Consider the following 23,130-nt stretch of genomic DNA (forward strand, 5'->3'; position numbering starts at 1 on the left):
CAAAGCATCCTTCAAAGAATCAGATGCTCTCGACAGATTCAGCTCCTAAACCCCTTGTCACGCGTTAACTCACCCGATTGCCCTGCGCACAGGGCCTGCCGGGCTTGACTTTCCAGGCGCGTTCTTTATGTGTCGCGCCAAGTTTCCCGCGTCCGGGTGTTTCCCCGTGCTCCAGCGGCCAAAACTCCACGAACAAACGGACTGATATCATGGCCAAAGCCGCAAACATCAAGATCAAGCTTCTGTCGACCGCCGATACCGGTTTCTTCTATGTGACCAGCAAGAACAGCCGCACCAAGACGGACAAGCTGTCGTTCCGCAAGTACGACCCGGTCGCCAAGAAGCACGTCGAATTCAAGGAAACCAAGATCAAGTAATCTGGGTTTCCTTCTGCAATGCCGAAACGCCGCCCAATGGGCGGCGTTTTTGTTTGTAACCAATTGATTTCATTAAATCCGCACACAGAGTCCAGCCAAAAGGATTGACCGTTCACCATGGTTGCGGCACCCTTGGTCGTGGGCTGGCAGGGGTGTCATGAACAAGGCCCCTACGGATGTCGAAGAAGTTGAAAGCTGCAATCATTGCAGCCCTTGTTGCCCTGGTTGCGGGCATTGCCGCCAGCAACGGGCTGATAAGCCAGCAGACGGCCGATGAGATCAAGGCCAGGACTGACGACGCTTTGACTGAGGAGGCAGCCCAGCCTGCTCCGCAACCTGAACCGGATAGTCCCTCGGCACCTTCCACGGGACCTGCGCCAGCTTCGAGTCCGCCTGCCGCGGGACTGCGGCAAGGGTCTCAACAGGGTCAATGAAAAGCCGCGCAAGGCGGGCTTCTGTCGTGCGTGCGTGCGATGAAGTGGTCAGGCCGGAAGGAGCGCTTCGCCTAAAATCATGGGTTGCGCACCGCGCACGTTTCCACGTGCCGCGCGCCATACACCTCGCACCATCACCAAGCCTGCGGACTGTATCGTTCTAACACAATCGCAAATTGGTAGACTCGCACGATGGATAGGCAGTTAGTTTCAGCGTCATGCTAAAAGGGGGGAAATGCCTCGAACTGGGAGAGAAACGATGTCCATTCAAAAAGGTGACTATCGAACCAACAGAGCCGACTACGCGATTGCCGCGACGCATGGCGGAGTGACCGCCGAAGACAGCGTTCGAGCCGAGATTCTGGCAAGAAGAAAGAAGTCCCTGTGGCTAAAAGAGCGGCGATCAGCCAAGTCTGCCGAGAATCCAATGGACAGTTCACCGCTGCCCAAAAGAAGCCCTCGCGGTTAGACGCCACTGCCGCCCTCCGCGATCGCACCATAACCACACATCATCGACTCGCTCACTTGCAGACGCAGCCGGCGGTATTGACCTCTCGCGCGGCGGCTCTAATTCGTGACGAAATGGCTTCCGTTCTTTTTAGAAGACGGCAGGACTAAAGTCTTGCGCTCTACGCGCAAAGGTCTGAGGGGTCCTGTTAGGTTCCGGAAATGTCCGTTGGACGTTCCGTTACTTTAGGTAATTGAGATGTAGTGCTCCCTTATATTTCCCAACCGGCATCTGTGCCTGGCCGCGGCCGTTCATAATCCGCGGGCTTGCCGTTCAGCAGGCTCATTGCCTGTATAGATCGCTGTGCAACCGGTCGATCGCTTCCCAGGTGCCCTCAGCCCGGGCTGAGGTCCCTCAGCCGATGCGATCACCGCTTTTCGGATCGAACAGATGCAGCGACGCCGGATCGGCCGCCAGCCGTACCAGGTCGCCGGGCTTCACGCCGGCACGACCCATGGCAAAGACGCAAAGCTGCTGGCTGGCCAGCTTGACGTAAAACTGGGTCGAAAGCCCAAGCGGCTCCACCACCCCCACCTCGCCCTTCAGCGCACCGTCATCCGCCAGCCGGATATGCTCGGGCCGCAGGCCGATGGTGACGGTGTCACCGTCCTTCAGCGGCAGGCCTTCCGGCAGGCGCAGTGCCTGCCCGTCGGCCAGCACGGCCTCCGAGGCACCGCCATTGCGAACCGTCGCCGGCAGAAAATTCATGCCGGGTGAACCGATGAAACCGGCGACGAACATGTTGGCCGGCCGGTCATAGAGATCGAGCGGCGCGCCGACCTGCTGGATCAGCCCGTCATGCATGACGACGATCCGGTCGGCCATGGTCATCGCCTCGATCTGGTCGTGCGTGACGTAGACGGAGGTGGTCTTCAACTGCTGGTGCTGCGCCTTGATCTCGGCGCGCATATGGACGCGCAGCTTGGCGTCGAGGTTCGACAATGGCTCGTCGAACAGGAAGACCTTAGGATCGCGCACGATGGCGCGGCCCATGGCGACGCGCTGGCGCTGGCCGCCGGAGAGCTGCCGCGGCAGGCGCTGCAGGAAAGTGTCGAGCCCGAGCCGCTTGGCCGCGCCGTCCACCCTCGCGTCGATCGTCGCCTTCTCCGCCTTCTTCAGCAGCAGGCTGAAACCCATGTTCTTCGACACGTCCATATGCGGATAGAGCGCATAGGACTGGAACACCATGGCGATGTCGCGGTCCTTCGGCGCGACGTCATTGACCAGTCGCTCGCCGATGCGTATTTCGCCGCCGGAAGCCTCTTCCAGCCCGGCGATCATGCGCAAAAGCGTGGACTTGCCGCAGCCTGACGGCCCGACCAGGACGACGAATTCGCCATCGGCGATTTCAAGGTCGACCGCGTGCAGGACACGGACGGCGCCATAATCCTTGCGAACCTTTTCGAGCGTAACAGAGGCCATCGATCTATCCTTTGACGGCGCCGGCAGTCAGGCCGGTGACGAGATAGCGTTGCAGGAAGGCGAAGAAGATGCAGACCGGGATCAGTGCCAGGATGGATGCCGCCATCATCTGTCCCCAGTCGACGGCGAACTTGCCGATGAAGGTAAGCAGGCCGACCGCGAAGGTCTTCTGGTCATCACTGGAAATCAGCATCAGCGCGAACAGAAGCTCGCTCCACGCGGCTGTGAAGACGAAGCCGAGCGTCGCGCCCATGCCGGGCAGCGTCAGCGGCACGATCACCTTGCGCATAGCCTGCGCACGGGTGCAGCCATCGATCATCGCTGCCTCTTCCAGGTCCTTTGGAATGCCGTCGAAGAAGGACTGCATCAGGAAGGTGGCAAAGGCCGTGTTGAAGGCGGTGTAGATGATGATCAACCCGGTCAGGCTGTTGATCAGCCCGATTTGCCCCATCACGCGGTAGATCGGTGGAATGACCATCACCAGCGGAAAAGTCTGGGTCAAAAGCAACATCAGCGCCAGTGCTGCCTTGCCGCGAAAGGTGAAGCGCGACATGGCATAACCGGCAAGCGTGGCGATGATTGTCACCAGTGCGGCCGTTGAGACCGAGACGATGACGCTGTTGAGGAAATAGCGCGGGAAATCGGTGGCCTCGAGCACGGTGACGAAATTCTGCAGCGTCATGTGCGACGGCCAGAAGGTGATGCCTTCGGAATAGAGAAGCCGCTCCGGCGTGATCGAGATCTTCAGCGTCCAGTAGATCGGGAACAGGGCAAAGAGCACGTATGCCGCGATCGCCGCGTAGAGGCCGATGCCGCCGAAGATGCGCTGCGAGGTTGAACGTCCTGCGATCATCAGACGTGCCTCACCAGCGTGCGGCGGATGCCGATCAGCGCGATCGCATAGGCGATGAGCAGGACGAGCAGCAGCACGGCCACCGCCGAGGCATAGCCCTTGTCCAGCGACTTGAAGGCGCTGACATAGATGTAGACAGGTACCGTGTTGGTCGAGCCGGCTGGTCCGCCCTCGGTCATGACGAAGATCAGGTCGGCGAAGGTGGCGATCCAGATGGTGCGCAACATGACAGTGATGGCGATGGTCGGCGCCAGGAACGGCAGCGTCACCTTGGTGAAGCGCTGCCAGGGCGAAGCGCCATCGATGGCCGCCGCCTCATGCAGTTCCGACGGGATCGACTTCAGCGCCGCCAGGAGCGTGATGGCGAAGAACGGAATGCCGAACCAGACATTGGCGATGATCGGCCCCCACATGGCCGTCGAAGGATCGGACAGCACATTGGTCGGCTCGGCCTTCAGCCCCAATGCAAACAGCCAGTGCGGCAACGGCCCAATGATCGGATTGAACAGCCAGGCCCAGGTCAGACCCGACAGGAAGGACGGCACCGCCCAGGGCAAGAACACCAGGGCCTGTACCACCTTGCGGCCGCGAAACGGCTTGTCGAGCAGCAGCGCCAGGCCGAGCCCGAGGAAGAACTGGAAGAACAGGCTGGCGACGGTCCACCACAAGGTGTTGACCAGCGCCTGCCCCAGCACCTGATCCGACAGCATCGCCTGATACTGCCCAAGCCCGACATATTCAGACTTGAAAGCCGAGAATTTGCGGAACGAGTAGCTGATGCCGATGACCAGCGGCACCAGAAGCACCACGACCAGCAGGATGATCGCCGGGCTGAGGTAGAGCCACGGCTCGATTGCGGCGTGGGATAGCCGCTTGCGACGCGGCTTGCCGGCGGATCGTATTTCGGACACGGCATAGGTCATTGGCTGCGGATCGTCTCCTGGAGCGGCGTCGGGACAGCGTCCTTCTCCCCGTTTCACGGGGAGAAGATGCCGGCAGGCAGATGAGGGGCAGCGCGAACCTATCGAGGCGTAGCGCCGCCCCTCATCCGGCCCTATCGGGCCACCTTCTCCCCGTGAACGGGGAGAAGGAAGAAAAGGCGCTTACTTCTTGTTCTTCGCCAGCCAGTCCTGCTGTTCCTTGGTCAGGAAGGCAGCCCATTGATCGGCGACTTCCTTGGCCGTCTTCTCGCCGAGCAGCACTTCCTGGAAGTTCTTGATCGCCACCTGGTCGACGAAATTGCCGAGGTTCTCCAGATGCGTCGGCGGGGTCACCATTTCATATTTGGAGCTGTCGCTCAGCTCCGTGAACCAGCCCTTGAACTGCTCGGTCTTGAAATGGGGATCCTGGTCGGCACCGTTGTGGATCGGGACGACGCCGACTTCCTTGGCCCATTCCAGATTGTCCTTCGGCGAGAGCAGCGTCGCCATCAGCTTCCAAGCATCGTCCTTGTGCTGCGAGTTGGCAAACATCGCCCAGCCGGCATAGCCGAGCGTCGGATAGGACTTGCCGCTCGGCCCGACCGGCAATGGCGCCACGGCGAAGTCGTCGGCGCTCATCTTGTCGGCGATGCCGAGCAGCGCGTCCGGATCCTGGTTGAGCATGGCGCAAGTGCCGGAATAGAAGCCGGTGACCGTTTCGTTGAAACCCCAGCTCACCGCATCCTTCGGCGCCAGGCCGTCCTTGTACATGTCGGCCAGCATCTGCAGGCCCTTGACCGAGCCTTCCTCGTTGATGGTCGAGGTGCCGTCCTCGTTGAAGTAGCCACCCTTGCCGGCGGCGATGTTCATGAACATGTGCATGCCGTTGAAGGCGCCCGGCCCACCGCGCAGGCAGTAGCCGTATTTGCCCGGGATCGCGGAAATCTTCTTGGCATCGGCAACGAAATCATCAAGCGTCGCCGGCGGGCCATCGAGACCGGCCTCCTTGAACAATTTCTTGTTCCAGAACAGCGCGTTCACATAGTAACCGTAGGGGATCATGAACTGGGTGTTGTTGACGGTTGAGCCGAACTGCTTGGCGCGGTCGCCGAGCGTCTTGGCGTCGTCCCATTTGGCCATATAGGGGCCGAGATCCTCGAGCTGTGCGTTGTTGGCATAGAGGCCCATCCAGCGTTCCGGCATCTCGACGATGTCGGGCGTATCGCCGGCCTGCACCATGGTCAGGAATTTCTCAAAGGCCTGGCCCCAGGGCAGCGAGATCAGCTCGACCTTGACGCCCGGATTGGCCGTTTCGAACTCGGCGATCTGCTTTTTCAGGAATTCGGTGCGCGGCGGGCTGGTGATGACTTCGACCATTTTCAGGGTCGAATCGGCCAGCGCGCCTCCGGCGGAAATCGCCAGCCCTGCAACGGTGGCAAGCATGACGGTCAGTTTTTTCATGTTCAAGACTCCCATTTTGAACCCGCTTGTTATTTTCTGGCTTTTTCGAAGGCTTGGGCGACATCCGCCCATAGGTCTTCGACACTCTCCAATCCGACATTGAAGCGGATGGTTCGGGGGCTGACGCCGAAGCGCGCCATCGAATTCAGGCCCGGCGTTTGCTCGAGCGACGCCTTGGCCGGTACGACCAGGCTTTCATGCCCGCCCCAGCTGACGCCGATGCGGAAATATTTCAGCGCGTCGACGAAGACCGGGATGTCGATGTCGTCCGTCACCTCGAAGGAGAACAATCCGGCATAGCCCGCCAGCGTCGCCTTGCCCGGATGGTTCGAATAGACGGGGTGGTTGACCCGCTCGACGTTGCCATGCGCCTTCAGTCGTTCGGCGATGGTCAGGCCGCTCTTCATGTGATGCGGCAGGCGCAGCGGCAGCGTTCGCAGGCCGCGCAGCAGCAGCCAGGCCTCGAACGGCGACAGCTTCCCGCCGAGATAGGAGTAGGTCTGCTCGTTGATGTGCTTGATATGGGCGGCCGAGCCCGCCACGACGCCAGCTACGGTATCGCTGTGGCCGCAGAGATATTTCGACGCCGAGTGCAGCACCAGGTCGACGCCATGCGTGATCGGCTTCTGGAACACCGGCGTCGCCCAGGAATTGTCGATGGTGGTGACGATGCCCTGCTCCTTGGCCAGCCGCGTCAGATGCGCGATGTCCTGCAGCTCGAACATCATCGAGGTCGGACTCTCCAGATAAAGCAGCTTGGCACCGGGAAGTGCCGCCGCCACCGCATCCGGGTCGGAGCCATCGACATAGTCGACCTTGATGTTGAGCCGCGGCAACAGCCGCTCGAACAGCCGGTAGGCGTCGCCATAGCAGTTGCGCACCGCCACGATGCGCTCACCCGCACCGACAAAGGCAAGCACCGTGGCGCTGATCGCCGCCATGCCGCTGGAAAAGCCGCGCGCTGCCTCGGCACCCTCGAGCGCAGCCACACGCGCCTCGAACTCCATCACCGTCGGATTGTCGCCGCGCGAATAGATCGGCTGCTTTCGTTTGCCGGCAAAGGTGTCGGCCATTTCGGCATAGCTGGCGAAGGTGAACAGCGAGGTCTGGTAGATCGGCGGCACCACGGCACCCCCGGGGAACGGCTCGTCATGCGCCAGCATTGTCGCTGCCTCGGCAAGATAGTCGTGATCGAAGCCCGATGGATGCTCGTTCATGTCTGGCTCGAAAGTTTGAGTTTGGCGGCACCGCGCTTCAAATCGTCCTCGACGGTGGCGATCAGCTTGAGCGCCTCGGCGCGGGCGCCCTGCGGGTCGCGGGCGGCGATGCGTTCGTAGATGGTGCGGTGATAGGGAAAGCTGGCATGGCCGAAATCGCGCACGCCGAGCGGATGCTCCCAGAAGCGGTGAAACAATTCGTGCATGGCGGCGATGATCTGCTCGAACAGCGGATTGCCCGAGACCCGATAGATCGCCTGGTGGAACTCCCAATCCTCTTCCGACGACATGCCTTCGCGCGTACGGAACGCCTGCTCCATGATGTCGAGCTTGCGCGCGATCTCGGCGATATCGGTCTGGCTGGCGCGTTCGGCGCAAAGGGCCGCGGCCTCCGCTTCCAGCGCGCGGCGGATCTCCAGCGTCTGCATCAGGCTGCTGAAATCATTGCCGCCCGCCAGCGTCAGCGGCATGTGCAGCATGTCGGGCGAGACGGCCGCCTTGAGATAGGTGCCGCTGCCTTGCCTACGCTCGACGAGGCCGAGCCCTTCCCAGCGTGTCAGCGCCTCGCGCACAGTGTTGCGGCTGACTTTCAGCCGCTCGGCCAGAATACGCTCGGTTGGAAGCCGCTCGCCGGGCTGCAAGGCTTCGGCGCGAACGAAGCCCACCAACGCCTTCAGCACGGCGTCGTCGCGCGCCGTGGTCTGAATGGGTGGCAGGCTGTTCTGGTCCACATCAACTCCAAGTGGTCCAATGGTCCAACCAATTTCTGCACAGATGAAAGACCCTGTCAATTGCTTGTCAGGAGACCCATTCCTTTTTCAGGCTGTTGACGGGTTGCGACAATCCGTTTCAGGAGTCAGCCAACTCCGGCCTTCCAACCCACAGCAGCAGGCGGTCCGAACCAAGCGGTCAGCGCGTCCAGCAGCGCGTGCGGAACGGCTGTCACCGTGCGGTCTCGAAACAATATCCGGATTTTCACACGCAAAAACGCAGAGCTCCGTGCTTTGGCACGGAGCTCTGCTGTTCTTTTGGAAAGAAGGGGGCCGGTCGGCGTTTGGCAGCGGTACGAGGAGGCCACTATGTGCCAGCGCCGGCCGGCCGACCCCACGGACCCAGGAGATGCGGCGGACCTGAGCATCATGGGGTATTCTGGAGATCGGAGCCGGTTGTCTATCCTCGTGCCGGCTTCGTCTTGGCCTTCACACTTGCTCAAGAGCTTATGAAAATCAACAGTTTCTTAACCAAGGCTCGCGAATCGCTTGGATTAAGGTAAACGGGTAACCCTGTCGGCTTGACTGGATAATTGGGGCTGAACCGGTTACGCCGCCTTGGCAACGACGCGGTTGCGGCCGCCGCTCTTGGCTTCGTAGAGCGCGAGGTCGGCACGCTTCATCAGCGCCGCCACCGTATCCACGCCCTTCAGCACCGACGACACGCCGACGCTGACGGTGACTTCGATCGTCTTGCCGTCCTGACCGACGGCAAAAGGCGCCTGGGCAATTTCGGCGCGAATGCGTTCGGCCACCTTCTCGGCCACCGCACCCTCGGTGTCCGGCATCACCACGACGAACTCCTCGCCGCCAAAACGGCAGGCAAGGTCGATACCCCTGACATTCTTGCGCAGCCGTCGCGCAAATTCCCGCAACACCTCGTCGCCGCCGTCATGGCCGTGCGCGTCATTGATCGCCTTGAAACGGTCGAGGTCGGTGATCATCACCGACAGTGGCCGGCGCCGTGCCACGGCGCGATCGAACAGCGTCTGCAGATGGCTGTCGAGATAGCGGCGGTTGTGCAGCCCGGTGAGGCCGTCGGTCACCGCCATTTCGATGGTCTGGGTGACGCTGGCACGCAGCTGGTCGTTGTAGCGTTTGCGGCGAACCTGGGTACGCAGCCGCGCCGTCAGCTCCTGCTGGTCGATCGGCCGCATCAGATAGTCGTTGATGCCGAGTTCGAGGCCGCGGATAATGCGTTCCTCCTCGCCCTCCTCCGCCAAAAGAATGATCGGCACGAAGCGGGTGCGATCCAGCGAGCGCAATTGCGAACAGAGCCTGAGCGGATCGAAATCGGCGAACGCCGTCGAGATCATCACGCATTCATAGGACGTCTCGGCGGCTTGGAAGAAGCCGGCGTGCGGATCGCTGGAGATATCGAGATCGGCGCGGTCGCGCAGCATCTTTTGGATGCGCTCGACGGATGATTTGCGCTCGTCGATCAAAAGCACTTTCGGCATCGTGTCCTCGGACGCGAAATTGCGGCTGAGCAACTCTTCGATGCCGATATTGCGTGTCGTCGAGGCGCGCAGCCGCAACTCGTCGGTCAACGACTTCAGGCGGACCAGGCTCTTGACGCGCGTCATCAGTTGCAGATCGTTGGCCGGCTTGGTCAGGAAGTCGTCGGCCCCGGCCTCGAGCCCGCGCACGCGGTCGGAAACCTGGTCGAGCGCGGTGATCATCACCACCGGAATGTGCGATGTCGCCGGATCGCTCTTAAGCCGCCGGCAGACCTCGAACCCGTCCATGTCGGGCATCATCACGTCGAGCAGCACGACATCGACCTTGCCGTTCTCGCAGGTCTCGATCGCATCCGGCCCGTTGGTGGCGGTCAGCACCTCGAAATATTCGGCCAGCAGCCGGACTTCCAGCAGCCGCACATTGGCAGGGATGTCGTCGACGACGAGGATCCGCGCAGTCATTTCACAAGGCTCCGGCTCGGCTGGAAGGGTACATCACGCATCACCCAGATAGGATTTGATGGTCTCGATAAAACGCGGCACCGAGATCGGCTTCGAAATATAGGCCTCGCAGCCACCCTGGCGGATGCGCTCCTCGTCGCCCTTCATCGCGAAGGCGGTCACCGCGATGACCGGGATGACGTGCAACTCGTCGTCCTCCTTCAGCCATTTGGTCACCTCCAGCCCCGACACTTCAGGCAGCTGGATATCCATCAGGATGAGATCCGGCCGGTGCTGGCGCGCCAGATCGAGCGCTTCCAGACCATTGCGGGTGCGCACGGTCTCGTAACCGCTTGCCTCGATGAGGTCCCGAAAGAGCTTCATGTTGAGCTCATTGTCCTCGACGATCATGACCTTCTTCGGCATCGATATCCCGTCCCGGTCGTCCTTCCGCTCGAAGGCGACCGTCATGCACCCAAGTCCAGACGCACCAAACCCTGCTTCACTTTACGGCAATATCATTGACGAAACGGAAATCCGCGGCTGGAAAACAGCGCGAATTCCACTCCGTCCCCCGCGCGTCCAAAGGGCGCGCCACGCTCTAATGGCTTGCCGCAACCAACTCTTGCCATTACTGCGGGAGAGACTCATTCCACACACCGAAGGTAGTGATGGCAAACGCAGCGTCAATGCGCGAAGAGGCGGAAACCATTGCCGTGAAGGCCCTGGGCTTCGTCGCCTCCGATCCGGAGTTGTTGCCCCGCTTTCTGGCAATCACCGGCATAGAGGCGCATTCGATCCGCAAAGCCGCCAGCGAGCCGGGTTTCCTGGCCGGTGTCCTGCAGTTCATTCTCGCCCACGAGCCGACGCTGATGCGCTTTGCCGAGGAAACCGGCACGCCGCCGGCTGCCGTCGGCAAGGCCTTGCGGGCGCTGCCGCTAGGTGGCGACAACCACGAGCATTCCATATGAGCGATGATCCTGAAACCGCGCGCCAGATCGAGGAACTGGTGGCTGACGACCGCCCGCTGCTGGTGCTTGACGTCGACGACGTCTTGCTCGAATTCATCCGCCCGTTTCCGAATTTTCTCAGGGCGCGCGGCTATGACCTCACGCTGGCTTCCTTTCAGCTGACCGGCAACATCGCCGAAACGGCGAGCGGCCGCCTGATCGAACAGCCTGAAGTCACCGCACTTCTGGGTGATTTCTTCGACGCGCAGGCCGACTGGCAGAGCATCACGGAAGGTGCTGCGGAAGCCTTGGCAGGGCTTGGCGACCGCGCGGAAATCATCTTGCTTACGGCTATGCCGCATAGACACCGAGCCGTGCGCCGCGCCCACCTAGATGCCCTCGGGGTGAGCTACCCGCTTCTGACCACCGAAATGGCAAAGGGGCCGGCCGTGGCCAAGCTTCGCGGCAAGGCCCGCCGGCCGGTCGTCTTCGTCGACGATCAGCCGCGCAATCTGGCGTCGGTACACGATGCGGTCGCCGATGCCGAGCTGTTCCACTTGATGGCCGACAATTCGCTGCGCGCATTCCTGCCGCCCGTACCGGACGACGTCATCGTCGTCCAGGATTGGCGTGAAGCCGCCCCGAAGATCACGAACGCGCTTGGGCTCTAAAGCCCCGGCCCTCATGGCTTCAGTTTCGCGCCTGCCCCGCCGCTGTCGTCTCCGCTGTCATCGTCGCCGCCGTCACCATCATCCACACTGTCGTCGACGGCCGGATCGGCGGGCTTCAGCATGACGCCGTTGACGGTAACCGAACCATCGGCCTTGGCGTTGACGACCCATTCCAGCCGGCCATCGGGCAGTGCCTTGCCAAAACCTTTCGCCATGAGCGCAACGGGCACATATTGCGCCACCTCCGGTTCCGACTTTGCCGCCTCCTGCAGGCCTTCGATCATCTTGTCGAAGCCGGTGACATCGACCGTCACGTTTCCTTCGGGCTTTTCGCCGGGGAACGTCATCTCGCCCTCCAGCGCGATCTCCGTGTCCTTGTTCTTCACGGTGCTGTGGCCGAGCACGACCTTCGGCGTCTTGGCCATGAAGTCGGCTTTGAGCTGCTCGCCGAATTCAGGCGACAGCGGCGGATCCTGATTAAGATCAAAGGCTTCGATTGCCTTCTTCGCCATGCTGTCGAGATCGATATTGGCGCCGCCGAAGGTCAGGTCGATATCGGTGGGCATCAGCGCGGCGCTCCAACTCGGCAGAAGCTGCGGCGGCACGGTCAGCCCCGATGCCTTGATGCCATAGGTGATTTTACCGCTCTGGGCGACACCGTCGGTGCCGAACACGGTGGAGAGCTGGGTGGCGCCGAAATTGCCGACCGGGCTTTCCACCGCGAAATCCTTGAAGCCGTAGGTTCCCTCCACACGGTCCCAAAGCGGCAATGCCGCACGCAGAAGCGATTTGAGTTGCGCCTGGTTGGCCTTCAGCGTTGCCTCGTTCTCATTGGCCACCGCAAATGCCAGGAGATCAAGCAACGGCTTTGTCCGCACGCCCTTGCCGCTGGCTTCAACCGACAGTTCCGGCGACCTGGTGGTGACCGGGAATTTCAGCCCGCTCTCGGGATCGTCGAAATTGATCGCCTCGACAAAACTCGACACCTTTTGCGAGCTTGTGAAATCGACGCCGCCGGTCGCGGACTTGCTCGCGGCAATAGTCGCGGTGCCGGCCCCAGTGCTGGCTTCCATATGCTGCTTGGTATCCTTCGATGCCATCGTCATGCCGGCGAAGGAGCTGGTGCCGCTGGTAAAAGCCGCCAGATTGGGATCGTAGACGCCCGAACCCTTGCCGTCCTTGATCGAAAACCGCGTGCTTTGCAGCCCCTCGGGCCCGTTGAACTCGAAGGAAGCGCTTTGCGAAAAGTCCATCGAGACATCCCAGGACCCATCGCTGCGCGGTTTGACCATCAGCGCATAGGGCGCGAAGTCGAATTTCACCAGCTTCTGGTCCGGAAACGATCCGGCAAGTGCCTTGAAATCAAACAGGATCTTGTAGGCATCGCCTTCGAGCGAAACCTTCACAATGCCTTTGTCGATCGCCTCCTTGCCGACATAGCGGGACAAGTCGTCGGACAATTGCTTCGCACCCTGGCTGTCAACGGTCTGACCGAAAGCAGGTGCACTCAACGCAAGGAGGAAAACGAATGGCAGGGCACGGTTCACGCGAATTCTCCGTTTTGGCGTAATGCATGTACCCAAAAGTGGGCCCCGGTTTTGGGAGAATGACATGCATAAACAAACAACCTAAAGCGCATGCGCTTTAGAAGGAACGTCCGTCTGGTATGAAATTACCGCTGCAACCGCAAGGTGAGATCGACCAAGCCACCCCGCGGAACGCCTCATCAAAGCACCAGTCGCATTAGTGGCCGACCCGCCTTGCGTTCCACAAGCCTCTCGAAACCGGCCTTCTCGAAGACTCGCGACGAGCCGACGAACAGGCCGATCGAACGCGAATCGCGAGACAGGTCTATCGGGCAGGCCTCGACCAGCCGGGCGCCGTTCTGGCGAGCGAAATCGATGCCGCCTTCGACCAGGCGGTGCGTTATACCCCTGCCGCGCGCCTTGCTGCGAATGAAGAAGCAGGAGATCGCCCAGACGGCCGGATCCGCGGCGTCGGCGGGATCGACCGGCGCCGATCCCCTGCCCTGATTGTTCCATTCGGGTACGTCGGCGCGTGGCCCGATCTGCATCCAGCCGACCGCCTGACCGTCCTCGAATGCCAGCAGACCCGGCGGCGGGCCGGCTTCGATGCGCGCCTTGATGTGGTCTTTGTTGCGTTCCCGGCTGCTTTCGCGGCGCACCGCCGGGGCCAGCCGGAAATGCGTGCACCAACAGCCATAGCAGGCGCCCTGCTTGCCGAAGAGGTCCTCGAAATCCGCCCATAGCGCGGGCGTCAACGGCGCTATGGTCGCGCTCATGCGTTCTCCCCAGACCAACCTTGTCGCTGGTCTTGCGCTGTCGTAGTATTGCGTTTGTTCTCTTTATGTTCCCACAAATGGCGGCTCCTGTCAACAATCCCCACCACGGTTTTTGCCGCGACTGTCTGACATTTCAGCGCAGTGAGACGCGCCGCTGCGAGCGCTGCGGCAGCCCCCGGCTTGCGCGTCATCCCGAGCTTTACCGGCTGCATCTGGCCCATATCGATTGCGATGCCTTCTACGCGGCGATCGAGAAGCGCGACAATCCGGCGCTCAAGGACAAGCCGTTGATCATCGGCGGCGGCAAGCGCGGCGTTGTCTCCACCGCTTGCTACATTGCCCGCATCCAGGGCGTGCGCTCGGCCATGCCGATGTTCAAGGCGCTCGAAGCCTGCCCCGAGGCGGTCGTCATCAGCCCCAACATGGAAAAATACGTGCGTGTCGGCCGCGAGGTGCGCGCCATGATGCAGGCCCTGACGCCGCTGGTCGAGCCGCTGTCGATCGACGAGGCATTTCTCGACCTCGCCGGCACCGAACGGCTGCACGGCCTGCCGCCGGCGGTGGTGCTGGCACGCTTTGCGTTGGCGGTCGAGAAGGAGATCGGCATCACCGTTTCGGCCGGCCTGTCCTATTGCAAGTTCCTCGCCAAGATAGCCTCCGACTTCCGCAAGCCGCGCGGCTTCTCGGTTATCGGCGATGCCGAGGCGGTCGGCTTCCTGGCGGTGCAGCCGGTGACCATGATCTGGGGCGTCGGCAAGGCGTTCAACGCCACGCTGGAGCGCGACGGCATCCGCACCATCGGCCAGCTTCAGAAAATGGATCGTGGCGACCTGATGCGCCGCTACGGCACGATGGGCGACCGGCTCTACCGGCTTTCGCGTGGCGAGGATGTCCGTCGCGTCGATCCGGATCAGGACGCCAAGAGCGTATCGGCCGAAACCACCTTCGACACCGACATCGCTTCGCTGAAAGAGCTGGTCGCGGTGCTGAGGGGCCTTTCGGAAAAGGTCTCGGCACGGCTGAAGAAATCCGGCATTGCCGGGCGCACCGTGGTGCTGAAGCTGAAGACCCAAGATTTCAAGCTGCGCACCCGTAACCGCCAGCTCGGCGACCCGACCCGGCTCGCCGACCGCATCTTTCAAACCGGGGTGGAGCTTCTGCGAAAGGAAACCGACGGCACGAAATACCGGCTGCTCGGCATCGGCGTCAGCGACCTCTCGGACGACGACAAGGCCGACCCGCCCGATCTGGTCGACGTCCAGTCGCGCAAGCGCGCCATGGCCGAAGGCGCCATCGATGCCCTGCGCGACAAGTTCGGCCGCAAGGCGGTGGAAACCGGCTACACATTCGGCAAGGGCCGTGATGCCCACCCGCCGGAACCCCTTGAGGAGTGACGCCGCATATCGCTGTGTTGAGTTTCAACTGCGCTGCAGGTCTATCCTGCTCGTCACCACGCTCTTGCCGGTTTTCGGATCGGTGTCGGTGACAGTCAGCCGCATGCCGTTCTCGCCGCGTTTCTCGACCCTCATCTGTGCCCTTCGGTCACCATTGACCTCCTTGGCCCAGCGGATGCCGAGATTGATCGCGTTGCCGGAGCGGCTGCCGTTGAGTTGCGCCGGCCCGGTACGAGAACCGACATAGGTGCCGCTATATTTGGCGCCGCTGGCTTTCAGATCCGCGCTGATGGCGCGCGTCACCACAATCAGTCCGCGGCACTTGCCGTCGAGCGACAATGAGGTCGACGTCGCGTTCGACTTGAAGTTACAAGACACATTCACCGTTGGCGCGTCCGTGGTCACCTTGACGATACCCTTGCCGGCGAAATCGCCCCTGAACGACTGGAGAAATTTGGCCTCGTCGGCATGCGCGGCGCCTGCCGCAACCAACAGACATCCAGCAAGGCCGAATTGCGCGAATAATCTCATCGAAACTCTCCTTGTCGATCTCGAAAAAGGTGGGACAGTTCACAACGCAGGCACGGCTGGCTACCCGGGCTCAACGCCCCTTGCCGTTTGAGGTTCCGCCCGCAACATGACTGTTTTGCAACATCCAGACTGTTGCGACTGGCCCAGAAGAATGCAGCGGCTAGCGATTGCGGCAGAAGCCTTGGCCTGCGACACAGCCGGCATGGTACCTACCCCCTCGATTCCAAAGGCCGCGTTCTGGATGGGGCTGTCGATCGCCTCGTTCCTGGCGATGTCGGTCGCCGGCCGCGCCACGACGGCCGAGCTCAACGTCTTCCAGGTGCTGGAGCTGCGCTCGGTGATCGGTTTTTTGATCCTCCTGCCGCTAGTGATGATGAGCGGCGGCTTTCCAGCCATGCGCACGCGGCGCCCCGTCGCTCATATCGGCCGCAACGTCATCCACTATACCGGCCAGGCGGCCTGGCTCTACGCGCTGACGCTGATCCCGCTGGCCGTGCTGATCTCGATCGAATTCACCACACCGATCTGGACGGCTATTCTGGCGGTGGCTTTTCTCGGCGAAAGGCTCTCGCGACCAAAGCTTGCGGCGATCGTGCTGGGACTGATCGGCGTGGTGATCATGGTGCGTCCTGGTGTCTCCTCGGTCGATCCGGGACACCTCGTCGTGCTCGGTGCCGCGGTCTGCTTCGGTATCTCCGTGGTCATGGTCAAGTCGCTGACGCGGACGGACAGCGTCGTGCGCATCATCTTCTGGATGCTGATCATCCAGTCGGTGGTCGGCCTCGTTCCGGCGCTCTATACGTGGCGCAATCCGCCGCTGGAGCTGTGGCCCTGGATAGTGCTGATCGCCTTCACCGGCATGTCGTCGCATTTCTGCATGGCCCGCGCGCTTGGCTATGCCGACGCGACCGTCATTTCGCCGATGGATTTCCTGCGCGTGCCGCTGTCGGCGCTGATCGGCTGGCTGCTCTATAGCGAGCAGATCGACGCCTTCACCGCGGGCGGCGCGCTGCTGATCCTGATGGGCAATCTGCTCAATCTTCAGCGAAGGACGATGAGGCCGGCCGACGTGGCGGCGTCATAACACCCCGCTGGTCAGTTTCCCTCGTCGGTATGTTTGAGAAGATGGCCTCTTGGAACCGGAAGCGGCCGGCGTGCGACCGTGATAGAGCTTGCGCAGCCGTCGCGCAGGCGCGTCATTGCCGGACTCTCTTGCAACCCATTCTTGTCCGCCGCTCTCATGACGATTGTGATGGCGTCCGCGGCGGGAACCGACCGGCGGACTGCCAGCCCGAAAGTACGGTGGTCACACCAGCTCCACTTCGACCACGCCCGGCACCGCTCGCATCGCCGAGGCGATCTGTGGGGAGATCCGGTAGCGGTTCGGCAGCTCGATCTCGATCTCCCCCTCGCCTTCTTCCTTGATCAAAACGAAGCTCACCTGGCCTTCGCCCCTGACGGCAAGCTGTCCAGCCAGCGTGTTGATCGGCGAGGCGTTGCGCACGAAAATGCGCAATGCCTTCTGGACGCGGCTTGCCTCGTCCTCCAGCGATTGTACCGAGTTGATACGCAAATTGACGCCTTCCGGCCTGTCCTCGGCCGCAACGGTGATAACGACGGAGCGGCCGGCTTCGAGCAGGTCGCGATATTGCGCCAGCCCTTCCGAAAACAGCACGGCTTCATACTGGCCGGACGTATCGGAAAAGGCGATAACGCCCATCTTGTTGCCGGTACGCGTCTTGCGCTCCTGCTTGGATGTTACCGTGCCGGCCAGACGGCCGGCGGCGGCACCGCGCTTGACGGCCGCCGAAAACTCGGCCCACGTCTGCACCCGCATCTTCTGCAGGGCCGCCTTGTACTCGTCGAGCGGGTGCGCCGAGAGATAGAAGCCGACCACCTGGAATTCACGGTGCAGCCGGTCGGCGGCGAGCCATGGCTCCGTCGCCGGCAGATTAAGTGCCTGCGACTGGGCGCCGAGTGAGGCGCCGAAAATGTCATGCTGTCCGGAAACCGCGTTCTGCTGCGCCAGCGACGCCAGCCCCATCATGCGTTCCACGCCCGCCATCATCGACGCGCGGTCGTGACCGAAGCAGTCGAGCGCGCCGGCCATGATCAGGCTTTCGAAGACGCGCTTGCCGACGATTTTCGGATCGACCCGCTCGCAGAAATCGGCGAGGTTCTTGAACGGCTTTTCGCCACGCTGGGCAACGATGTGCTCCACCGCCGCGTCGCCGACGCCCTTGAGCGCGGCCAGCGAATAGTAGATGCGGTTCTCACCGACCTCGAACGGGCGAAAACTCGATATCACCGACGGCGCCAGAACCTCGATGCCGAGGCGCAGCGCATCCTGACGGAAATCGGCAAGCTTGTCGGTGTTGCCCATGTCGAGCGTCATCGACGCCGCCAGGAACTCGACCGGATAATGCGCCTTGAGATAGGCAGTCTGATACGAGACGACCGCGTAGGCGGCGGCGTGCGACTTGTTGAAACCATAGTCGGCGAACTTCGCCAGCAGGTCGAAAATGAAGTCGGCTTGCGGCTTGCCGACGCCGCGCTCGACCGCGCCCGAGACGAAGCGCTCGCGCTGCTTGTCCATCTCGGCGCGGATCTTCTTGCCCATGGCGCGGCGCAGCAGGTCGGCTTCGCCGAGCGAGTAGCCGGCAAGTTCCTGCGCGATCTGCATCACCTGTTCCTGGTAGACGATGACGCCTTGCGTCTCCTTCACCAGATGATCGATCTTGGGATGGATCGACGCCATCTCCTCCTCGCCATGCTTGCGGGCGTTGTAGGTCGGGATGTTCTCCATCGGCCCCGGCCGGTAGAGTGCGACCAGAGCGATGATATCCTCGATGCAGTCGGGCCGCATGCCGATCAGCGCCTTGCGCATGCCGGCACTTTCCACCTGGAACACGCCGACCACTTCGCCGCGCGACAGCATGGCATAGGTCTCGGGGTCGTCGAGCGGAATGGTCGCCAGGTCTATCTCGATGCCGCGCCGACGGATCAGCTTCACCGCCGTCTCCAGCACGGTCAGCGTCTTCAGGCCGAGAAAGTCGAATTTCACCAGCCCGGCCTGCTCGACATATTTCATGTTGAACTGGGTGACCGGCATGTCCGAGCGCGGATCGCGGTACATCGGCACCAGCTCCGACAACGGCCGGTCGCCGATGACGATGCCGGCGGCGTGCGTGGAGGCATGCCGGTAGAGGCCTTCCAGCTTCTGCGCCATGTCGAGCAGCGTCTGGACGATCGGCTCCCTCTCGGCCTCTTCGGCGAAGCGCGGCTCGTTGGCGATGGCGTCGGCGAGCTTGACCGGATTGGCCGGGTTCTGCGGCACCATCTTGGAGAGCTTGTCGACCTGGCCATAGGGCATCTGCAGCACACGGCCGACGTCGCGCAGCACGGCGCGAGCCTGCAAGGTACCGAAGGTGATGATCTGGCCGACCTGGTCGCGACCGTATTTCTGCTGGACGTAGCGGATGACTTCCTCGCGGCGATCCTGGCAGAAGTCGATGTCGAAGTCGGGCATCGACACGCGGTCGGGATTGAGGAAGCGCTCGAACAGAAGGGAGAAGCGCAACGGATCGATGTCGGTGATGGTCGTCGAATAGGCAACCAGAGAGCCTGCGCCCGAACCACGGCCGGGTCCGACCGGAATGCCCTGTGCCTTGGCCCATTTGATGAAGTCGGCAACGATCAGGAAATAGCCGGGAAACTTCATCTTGGTGATGATGTCGAGCTCGAAATTCAACCGCTCGCGATATTGCTCGACCGTGTAGCCCGCAGTCGGGCCATGCGCGGCCAGCCGCGCATCGAGCCCCTCATGCGCCTGACGGGCCAGCTCGTCGGCTTCCGCCTGCACGGCGGCGTCATTGTCGGCGACATCGCCGCCGGTGAAGCGCGGCAGGATCGGATTGCGGTTCTTCGGATAGTAGGAACAGCGAAGTGCGATCTCGACGGTGTTGTCGATCGCTTCCGGCAGATCGGCGAACAGCCGCGCCATATCGGCCTGGCTGCGCAGGAAATTGTCCGGCGACAGCCGGCGGCGATTGTCGGCGGCAACGACAGAGCCCTCGGCGATGGCGATCAGCGCGTCATGCGCGTCATAATCGTCGCGCGCCGAGAAGAACGCCTCGTTGGTGGCGACCAGCGGCAATTCATGGGCATAGGCAAGATCGATCGAGGATTTCTCGATCACCCGATCATAACCCGAAACCCGGTCCAGCTCGACATAAAGCCGGTCGCCGAACATCGACTTGAGGGTCAAAAGCCGTGCCTCGGCCAGATCGCGGCGATCTTCCTTGAGCGCGATGCCGATCGGTCCGCGCGGCCCGCCGCTGAGGCAGATCAACCCGTCACAATAGCCTTGCATCATTTCGGTGGTCAGGTGCACGGCCTCGCCTGGCGGCGTTTCGAGGTAGACGCGGCTGACCAGCCTGACCAGATTGGAATAGCCGGCCTCGGTCGCGGCAAGCAGGACCACCGGCCGCATGTCAGGGCCTTGCCGCCTGCGGTCGCGCTGGCCATCGCTGTTTTCGCCGGAGAATGCGAGCGCTGTCTGGCAGCCGATGATCGGCTGGATGCCGTCCTTCACCGCCTTCTGCGCGAATTCCAGCGCGCCGAACAGATTGTTGGTGTCGGTGACGGCAATGGCGGGAGCTTCGTCCTTGACCGCGTGAGCCACCACCGTGCCGATCTGCAAGGCGCCTTCCAGCAGCGAATAGGCCGAATGCACACGCAGATGGACGAAGGGCCGTGCCGGCGCCTCCGGCCGCGCCGCCGCTATCGCGGCTTCGCGCTTCAGGGGATCGCGGGGAAGTTTTTCGTCGGCCATGGTGCTGCGTGAAGGTCCTGAGTCGGTGGAGATGTATTGTCCGGGACCGGACGATACCAGTCCAGCACAAACCACCGCTGACAACAGGCTTGCCGCCCCCTGCCAAAAGGTCTGTTGAGATTCAGGCGAATTCCATGATCACCGCGTCCACGGCCAGGCTGTCGCCCGGCTTGGCGTTGAGTTTGGAGACGACAAGGTCGCGTTCGGCGCGCAGCACGTTTTCCATCTTCATCGCCTCGACCACCGCCAGCGTCTCGCCGGTCTTCACCTCTTGGCCTACGGCAACGGCAATCGACACGACAAGGCCAGGCATCGGGCAAAGCAGCAGTTTCGACGTGTCCGGCGCCACCTGCTCCGGCATCAGCCTTTCAAGCTCGGCGGTGCGCGGCAGCATGGCGCGCGCGGTCACCGACATGCCCTTCCAGGCGATGCGAAAGCCATTGGCAACCGGCCTGATCTGAGCGGCAACCTTGCGCTTACCGACCGTGCCGCGCCAAATCAGGTCGCCCGGCCGCCAGTCGGATGCAACGGTCAGTGCCTTGCCGCCCTCGATCGACAGATCGACTTCCATGGGGATGGAAATCATGCCCTCGAGGATCGACGCCGACAGATAGTCATCACCGATCTTCACCACCCAGTCCCGCTTTAGCGCTCCCGAATGCGGCGCCAGCCGCCCGCCCAGCCGGTCGAGCCGGTCGCGGCGCAGCAGTTCAACCGCGGTCGCTATCGACGCCAGCACGGCTTTCTCATCGTTATCAGGCACGACAGGCGCGAAGCCGTCGGGATATTCCTCTGATATGAAAGCGGTCGATATCTGCCCTTCCCGCCAGCGCGGATGCTGCATCAGCGCCGCCAGGAACGGAATGTTGTGTTCGATGCCGTCGACGACGAAGCTGTCGAGCGCTTCCGACATGGCATCGATGGCTTCCAGACGCGTCGGCGCCCATGTGCACAGCTTGGCGAGCATTGGATCGTAGAACATCGAGATTTCCGAGCCTTCGGTGACGCCGGTGTCGTTGCGGATGACGACATCGCCGAATTGTCCTTCCTCCGGCGGCCGATAGCGCGTCAGCCGGCCGATCGAGGGCAGGAAATTGCGGTACGGGTCTTCGGCATAGAGCCGGCTTTCCACCGCCCAGCCATTCAGCTTGACGTCGCCTTGCTTGATGGCGAGCTTTTCGCCGGCCGCTATGCGGATCATCTGCTCGACCAGATCGATGCCGGTGACGAGCTCCGTCACCGGGTGCTCGACCTGCAATCGTGTATTCATTTCAAGGAAATAGAAGTTCTTGTCCTTGTCGACGATGAACTCGACCGTGCCGGCGCTCTGATAGTCGACGGCCCTGGCCAGCGCCACGGACTGCTCACCCATGGCCTTGCGCGTCTTGGCGTCGAGGAACGGCGACGGCGCCTCTTCGGCGACCTTCTGGTTGCGGCGCTGGATCGAGCATTCGCGCTCGCCGAGATAGAGCGCGTTGCCATGCGCGTCGGCCAGCACCTGGATTTCGATATGGCGCGGATCGACAACGAATTTCTCGATGAAGACTCGATCATCACCGAACGAACTCTTGGCTTCCGAGCGCGCCCGGTCGAAGCCGTCGCGCACTTCCGCCTGGCTCCAGGCGATGCGCATACCCTTGCCGCCGCCGCCGGCCGAAGCCTTGATCATCACGGGATAGCCGATCTCGCCCGCGATCTTTTCGGCGTGGTCGGCATTCTCGATGACGCCGAGCCAGCCCGGCACGGTGGAAACCTTGGCGGCGTTGGCGAACTTCTTCGATTCGATCTTGTCGCCCATCGCCTTGATCGCCTTGGGCTTCGGGCCGATGAAAACGATGCCTTCAGCTTCCAGCGCCTCACAGAAGGCCGCCCGCTCGGACAGGAACCCGTAGCCGGGATGCACGGCCTGAGCGCCCGTCTCCTTGCAGGCGGCGATGATCTTTTCAGGCACCAAGTAGCTCTGAGCCGCGGGCGAAGGCCCGATATGCACCGCCTCGTCGGCCATCTCCACATGCACGGCATCGCGATCGGCATCGGAATAGACGGCGACCGTGGCAATGCCCATCTTGCGCGCCGTCCTGATGACACGGCAGGCAATCTCGCCACGATTGGCGATCAGAATCTTGGTGAACATGCGGAATGTTATCCCTCCGGTCGGCCGTTCCTTTTATGGCCTGTGCTTGCAGGGTCAAGCCGACCATGCAAATCACTGCCTTTCAATCGATTTGCGATTCCAATTCATCGCTGTGGCCCAGCCCAGGCACCAGCTTCCAGTTGATCGTGTCGATGAAACCTGAAACCTTGGAAAAAAATTCGCATTGGAGGAAGCCTGATGAAAACCCGCGCCGCAGTCGCCGTCGCCGCCGGAAAGCCGCTGGAGATCATGGAGGTCGACCTCGACGGTCCGCGCGAGGGCGAGGTGCTGGTCGAGATCAAGGCGACCGGCATCTGCCACACCGACGAATTCACGCTGTCTGGCCCCGATCCCGAAGGCCTGTTCCCGGCGATCCTCGGCCATGAGGGTGCCGGCATCGTCGTCGATGTCGGCAAGGGCGTCACCTCGGTCAAGAAGGGCGATCACGTCA

20 protein-coding genes are annotated in these 23,130 nt (G+C 62.1%); 7 read left to right on the forward strand and 13 right to left on the reverse strand.

What is annotated here, in order from left to right; translation table 11 throughout:
* The first annotated feature begins 209 nt into the window (after window positions 1-209).
* Window positions 210-377, forward strand: coding sequence for a 50S ribosomal protein L33 (gene rpmG, locus NKH19_RS30080; RefSeq protein ID WP_006201775.1), 168 nt, complete (start codon window positions 210-212; stop codon window positions 375-377).
* 693 nt (window positions 378-1,070) lie between these two features.
* A complete protein-coding gene (locus NKH19_RS30085; protein ID WP_352873454.1) occupies window positions 1,071-1,280 on the forward strand; it encodes a hypothetical protein in 210 nt (69 codons plus the stop codon).
* Window positions 1,281-1,673: 393 nt separating this feature from the next.
* On the opposite strand, the gene NKH19_RS30090 is transcribed toward NKH19_RS30085, so the two are convergent.
* The 8 genes from NKH19_RS30090 to NKH19_RS30125 form a co-directional block, all read right to left on the reverse strand.
* Complete coding sequence (locus NKH19_RS30090) at window positions 1,674-2,741, reverse strand: ABC transporter ATP-binding protein (RefSeq protein WP_352873453.1); 1,068 nt, start codon at window positions 2,739-2,741, stop codon at window positions 1,674-1,676.
* Window positions 2,742-2,745: 4 nt separating this feature from the next.
* Window positions 2,746-3,594, reverse strand: a complete 849-nt coding sequence (locus tag NKH19_RS30095; protein ID WP_352873452.1) for a carbohydrate ABC transporter permease — start codon at window positions 3,592-3,594, stop codon at window positions 2,746-2,748.
* Window positions 3,594-4,517, reverse strand: a complete 924-nt coding sequence (locus NKH19_RS30100; protein WP_352873451.1) for a carbohydrate ABC transporter permease — start codon at window positions 4,515-4,517, stop codon at window positions 3,594-3,596. Before NKH19_RS30100 ends, NKH19_RS30095 begins: the two co-directional genes overlap by 1 nt.
* A 180-nt stretch (window positions 4,518-4,697) precedes the next feature.
* Window positions 4,698-5,975, reverse strand: coding sequence for an ABC transporter substrate-binding protein (locus tag NKH19_RS30105; RefSeq protein ID WP_352873450.1), 1,278 nt, complete (start codon window positions 5,973-5,975; stop codon window positions 4,698-4,700).
* Between the two features lie 29 nt (window positions 5,976-6,004).
* On the reverse strand, window positions 6,005-7,192 hold the full coding sequence (locus NKH19_RS30110) for a PLP-dependent transferase (protein WP_352983434.1): 1,188 nt from the start codon (window positions 7,190-7,192) through the stop codon (window positions 6,005-6,007).
* Window positions 7,189-7,923, reverse strand: coding sequence for a FadR/GntR family transcriptional regulator (locus NKH19_RS30115; protein ID WP_352873447.1), 735 nt, complete (start codon window positions 7,921-7,923; stop codon window positions 7,189-7,191). Before NKH19_RS30115 ends, NKH19_RS30110 begins: the two co-directional genes overlap by 4 nt.
* A gap of 587 nt (window positions 7,924-8,510) precedes the next feature.
* Window positions 8,511-9,884 (reverse strand): PleD family two-component system response regulator, encoded by a 1,374-nt coding sequence (locus NKH19_RS30120; RefSeq protein ID WP_352873445.1) that lies wholly within the window; start codon window positions 9,882-9,884, stop codon window positions 8,511-8,513.
* A 33-nt stretch (window positions 9,885-9,917) separates the two neighbouring features.
* The gene (locus NKH19_RS30125) at window positions 9,918-10,334 is read right to left on the reverse strand and encodes a response regulator (RefSeq protein ID WP_280948933.1); all 417 of its coding nucleotides are present in this window, start codon (window positions 10,332-10,334) and stop codon (window positions 9,918-9,920) included.
* Between the two features lie 200 nt (window positions 10,335-10,534).
* Here NKH19_RS30125 and NKH19_RS30130 point away from each other — a divergent pair, with 200 nt between their 5' ends.
* The gene (locus tag NKH19_RS30130; protein WP_352873444.1) at window positions 10,535-10,834 is read left to right on the forward strand and encodes a DUF3572 domain-containing protein; all 300 of its coding nucleotides are present in this window, start codon (window positions 10,535-10,537) and stop codon (window positions 10,832-10,834) included.
* Window positions 10,831-11,484: a hypothetical protein gene (locus tag NKH19_RS30135; protein ID WP_352873442.1), complete on the forward strand. Its 654-nt coding sequence runs from the start codon at window positions 10,831-10,833 to the stop codon at window positions 11,482-11,484. The genes NKH19_RS30130 and NKH19_RS30135 overlap by 4 nt, the downstream gene beginning before the upstream one ends.
* 11 nt (window positions 11,485-11,495) lie before the next feature.
* On the opposite strand, the gene NKH19_RS30140 is transcribed toward NKH19_RS30135, so the two are convergent.
* Both NKH19_RS30140 and NKH19_RS30145 read right to left on the reverse strand, forming a co-directional pair.
* Window positions 11,496-13,031, reverse strand: coding sequence for a hypothetical protein (locus tag NKH19_RS30140; protein WP_352873441.1), 1,536 nt, complete (start codon window positions 13,029-13,031; stop codon window positions 11,496-11,498).
* Between the two features lie 179 nt (window positions 13,032-13,210).
* The gene (locus NKH19_RS30145) at window positions 13,211-13,786 is read right to left on the reverse strand and encodes a GNAT family N-acetyltransferase (protein WP_352873440.1); all 576 of its coding nucleotides are present in this window, start codon (window positions 13,784-13,786) and stop codon (window positions 13,211-13,213) included.
* 65 nt (window positions 13,787-13,851) lie between these two features.
* On the opposite strand from NKH19_RS30145, the gene NKH19_RS30150 reads away from it, so the two are divergent.
* Window positions 13,852-15,180 (forward strand): DNA polymerase IV, encoded by a 1,329-nt coding sequence (locus NKH19_RS30150; protein WP_352983438.1) that lies wholly within the window; start codon window positions 13,852-13,854, stop codon window positions 15,178-15,180.
* Window positions 15,181-15,204: 24 nt separating this feature from the next.
* Here the strand turns inward: NKH19_RS30150 and NKH19_RS30155 are convergent, their stop codons facing one another.
* Complete coding sequence (locus NKH19_RS30155; protein WP_352873437.1) at window positions 15,205-15,711, reverse strand: hypothetical protein; 507 nt, start codon at window positions 15,709-15,711, stop codon at window positions 15,205-15,207.
* A gap of 202 nt (window positions 15,712-15,913) precedes the next feature.
* Between NKH19_RS30155 and NKH19_RS30160 the strand changes: the two genes are divergently transcribed.
* Window positions 15,914-16,795 carry a DMT family transporter gene (locus NKH19_RS30160; RefSeq protein ID WP_352873436.1) on the forward strand — a complete coding sequence of 294 codons (882 nt, stop codon included), beginning with the start codon at window positions 15,914-15,916 and terminating at the stop codon, window positions 16,793-16,795.
* A 222-nt stretch (window positions 16,796-17,017) separates the two neighbouring features.
* On the opposite strand, the gene dnaE is transcribed toward NKH19_RS30160, so the two are convergent.
* Together dnaE and NKH19_RS30170 are read right to left on the reverse strand one after the other, a co-directional pair.
* Window positions 17,018-20,545, reverse strand: coding sequence for a DNA polymerase III subunit alpha (gene dnaE, locus NKH19_RS30165; RefSeq protein WP_352873435.1), 3,528 nt, complete (start codon window positions 20,543-20,545; stop codon window positions 17,018-17,020).
* A 121-nt stretch (window positions 20,546-20,666) separates the two neighbouring features.
* Entirely contained in the window at window positions 20,667-22,679 is a 2,013-nt protein-coding gene (locus NKH19_RS30170) for an acetyl-CoA carboxylase biotin carboxylase subunit (RefSeq protein WP_352873434.1), read from the reverse strand.
* 198 nt (window positions 22,680-22,877) lie between these two features.
* Here NKH19_RS30170 and NKH19_RS30175 point away from each other — a divergent pair.
* A partial coding sequence (locus tag NKH19_RS30175) for an alcohol dehydrogenase catalytic domain-containing protein (protein ID WP_352983442.1) occupies window positions 22,878-23,130 on the forward strand: 253 nt, incomplete at its 3' end.

The organism is Mesorhizobium sp. M1338 (assembly GCF_040318045.1).
In the GTDB taxonomy this organism is placed as follows: Bacteria; Pseudomonadota; Alphaproteobacteria; order Rhizobiales; family Rhizobiaceae; genus Mesorhizobium.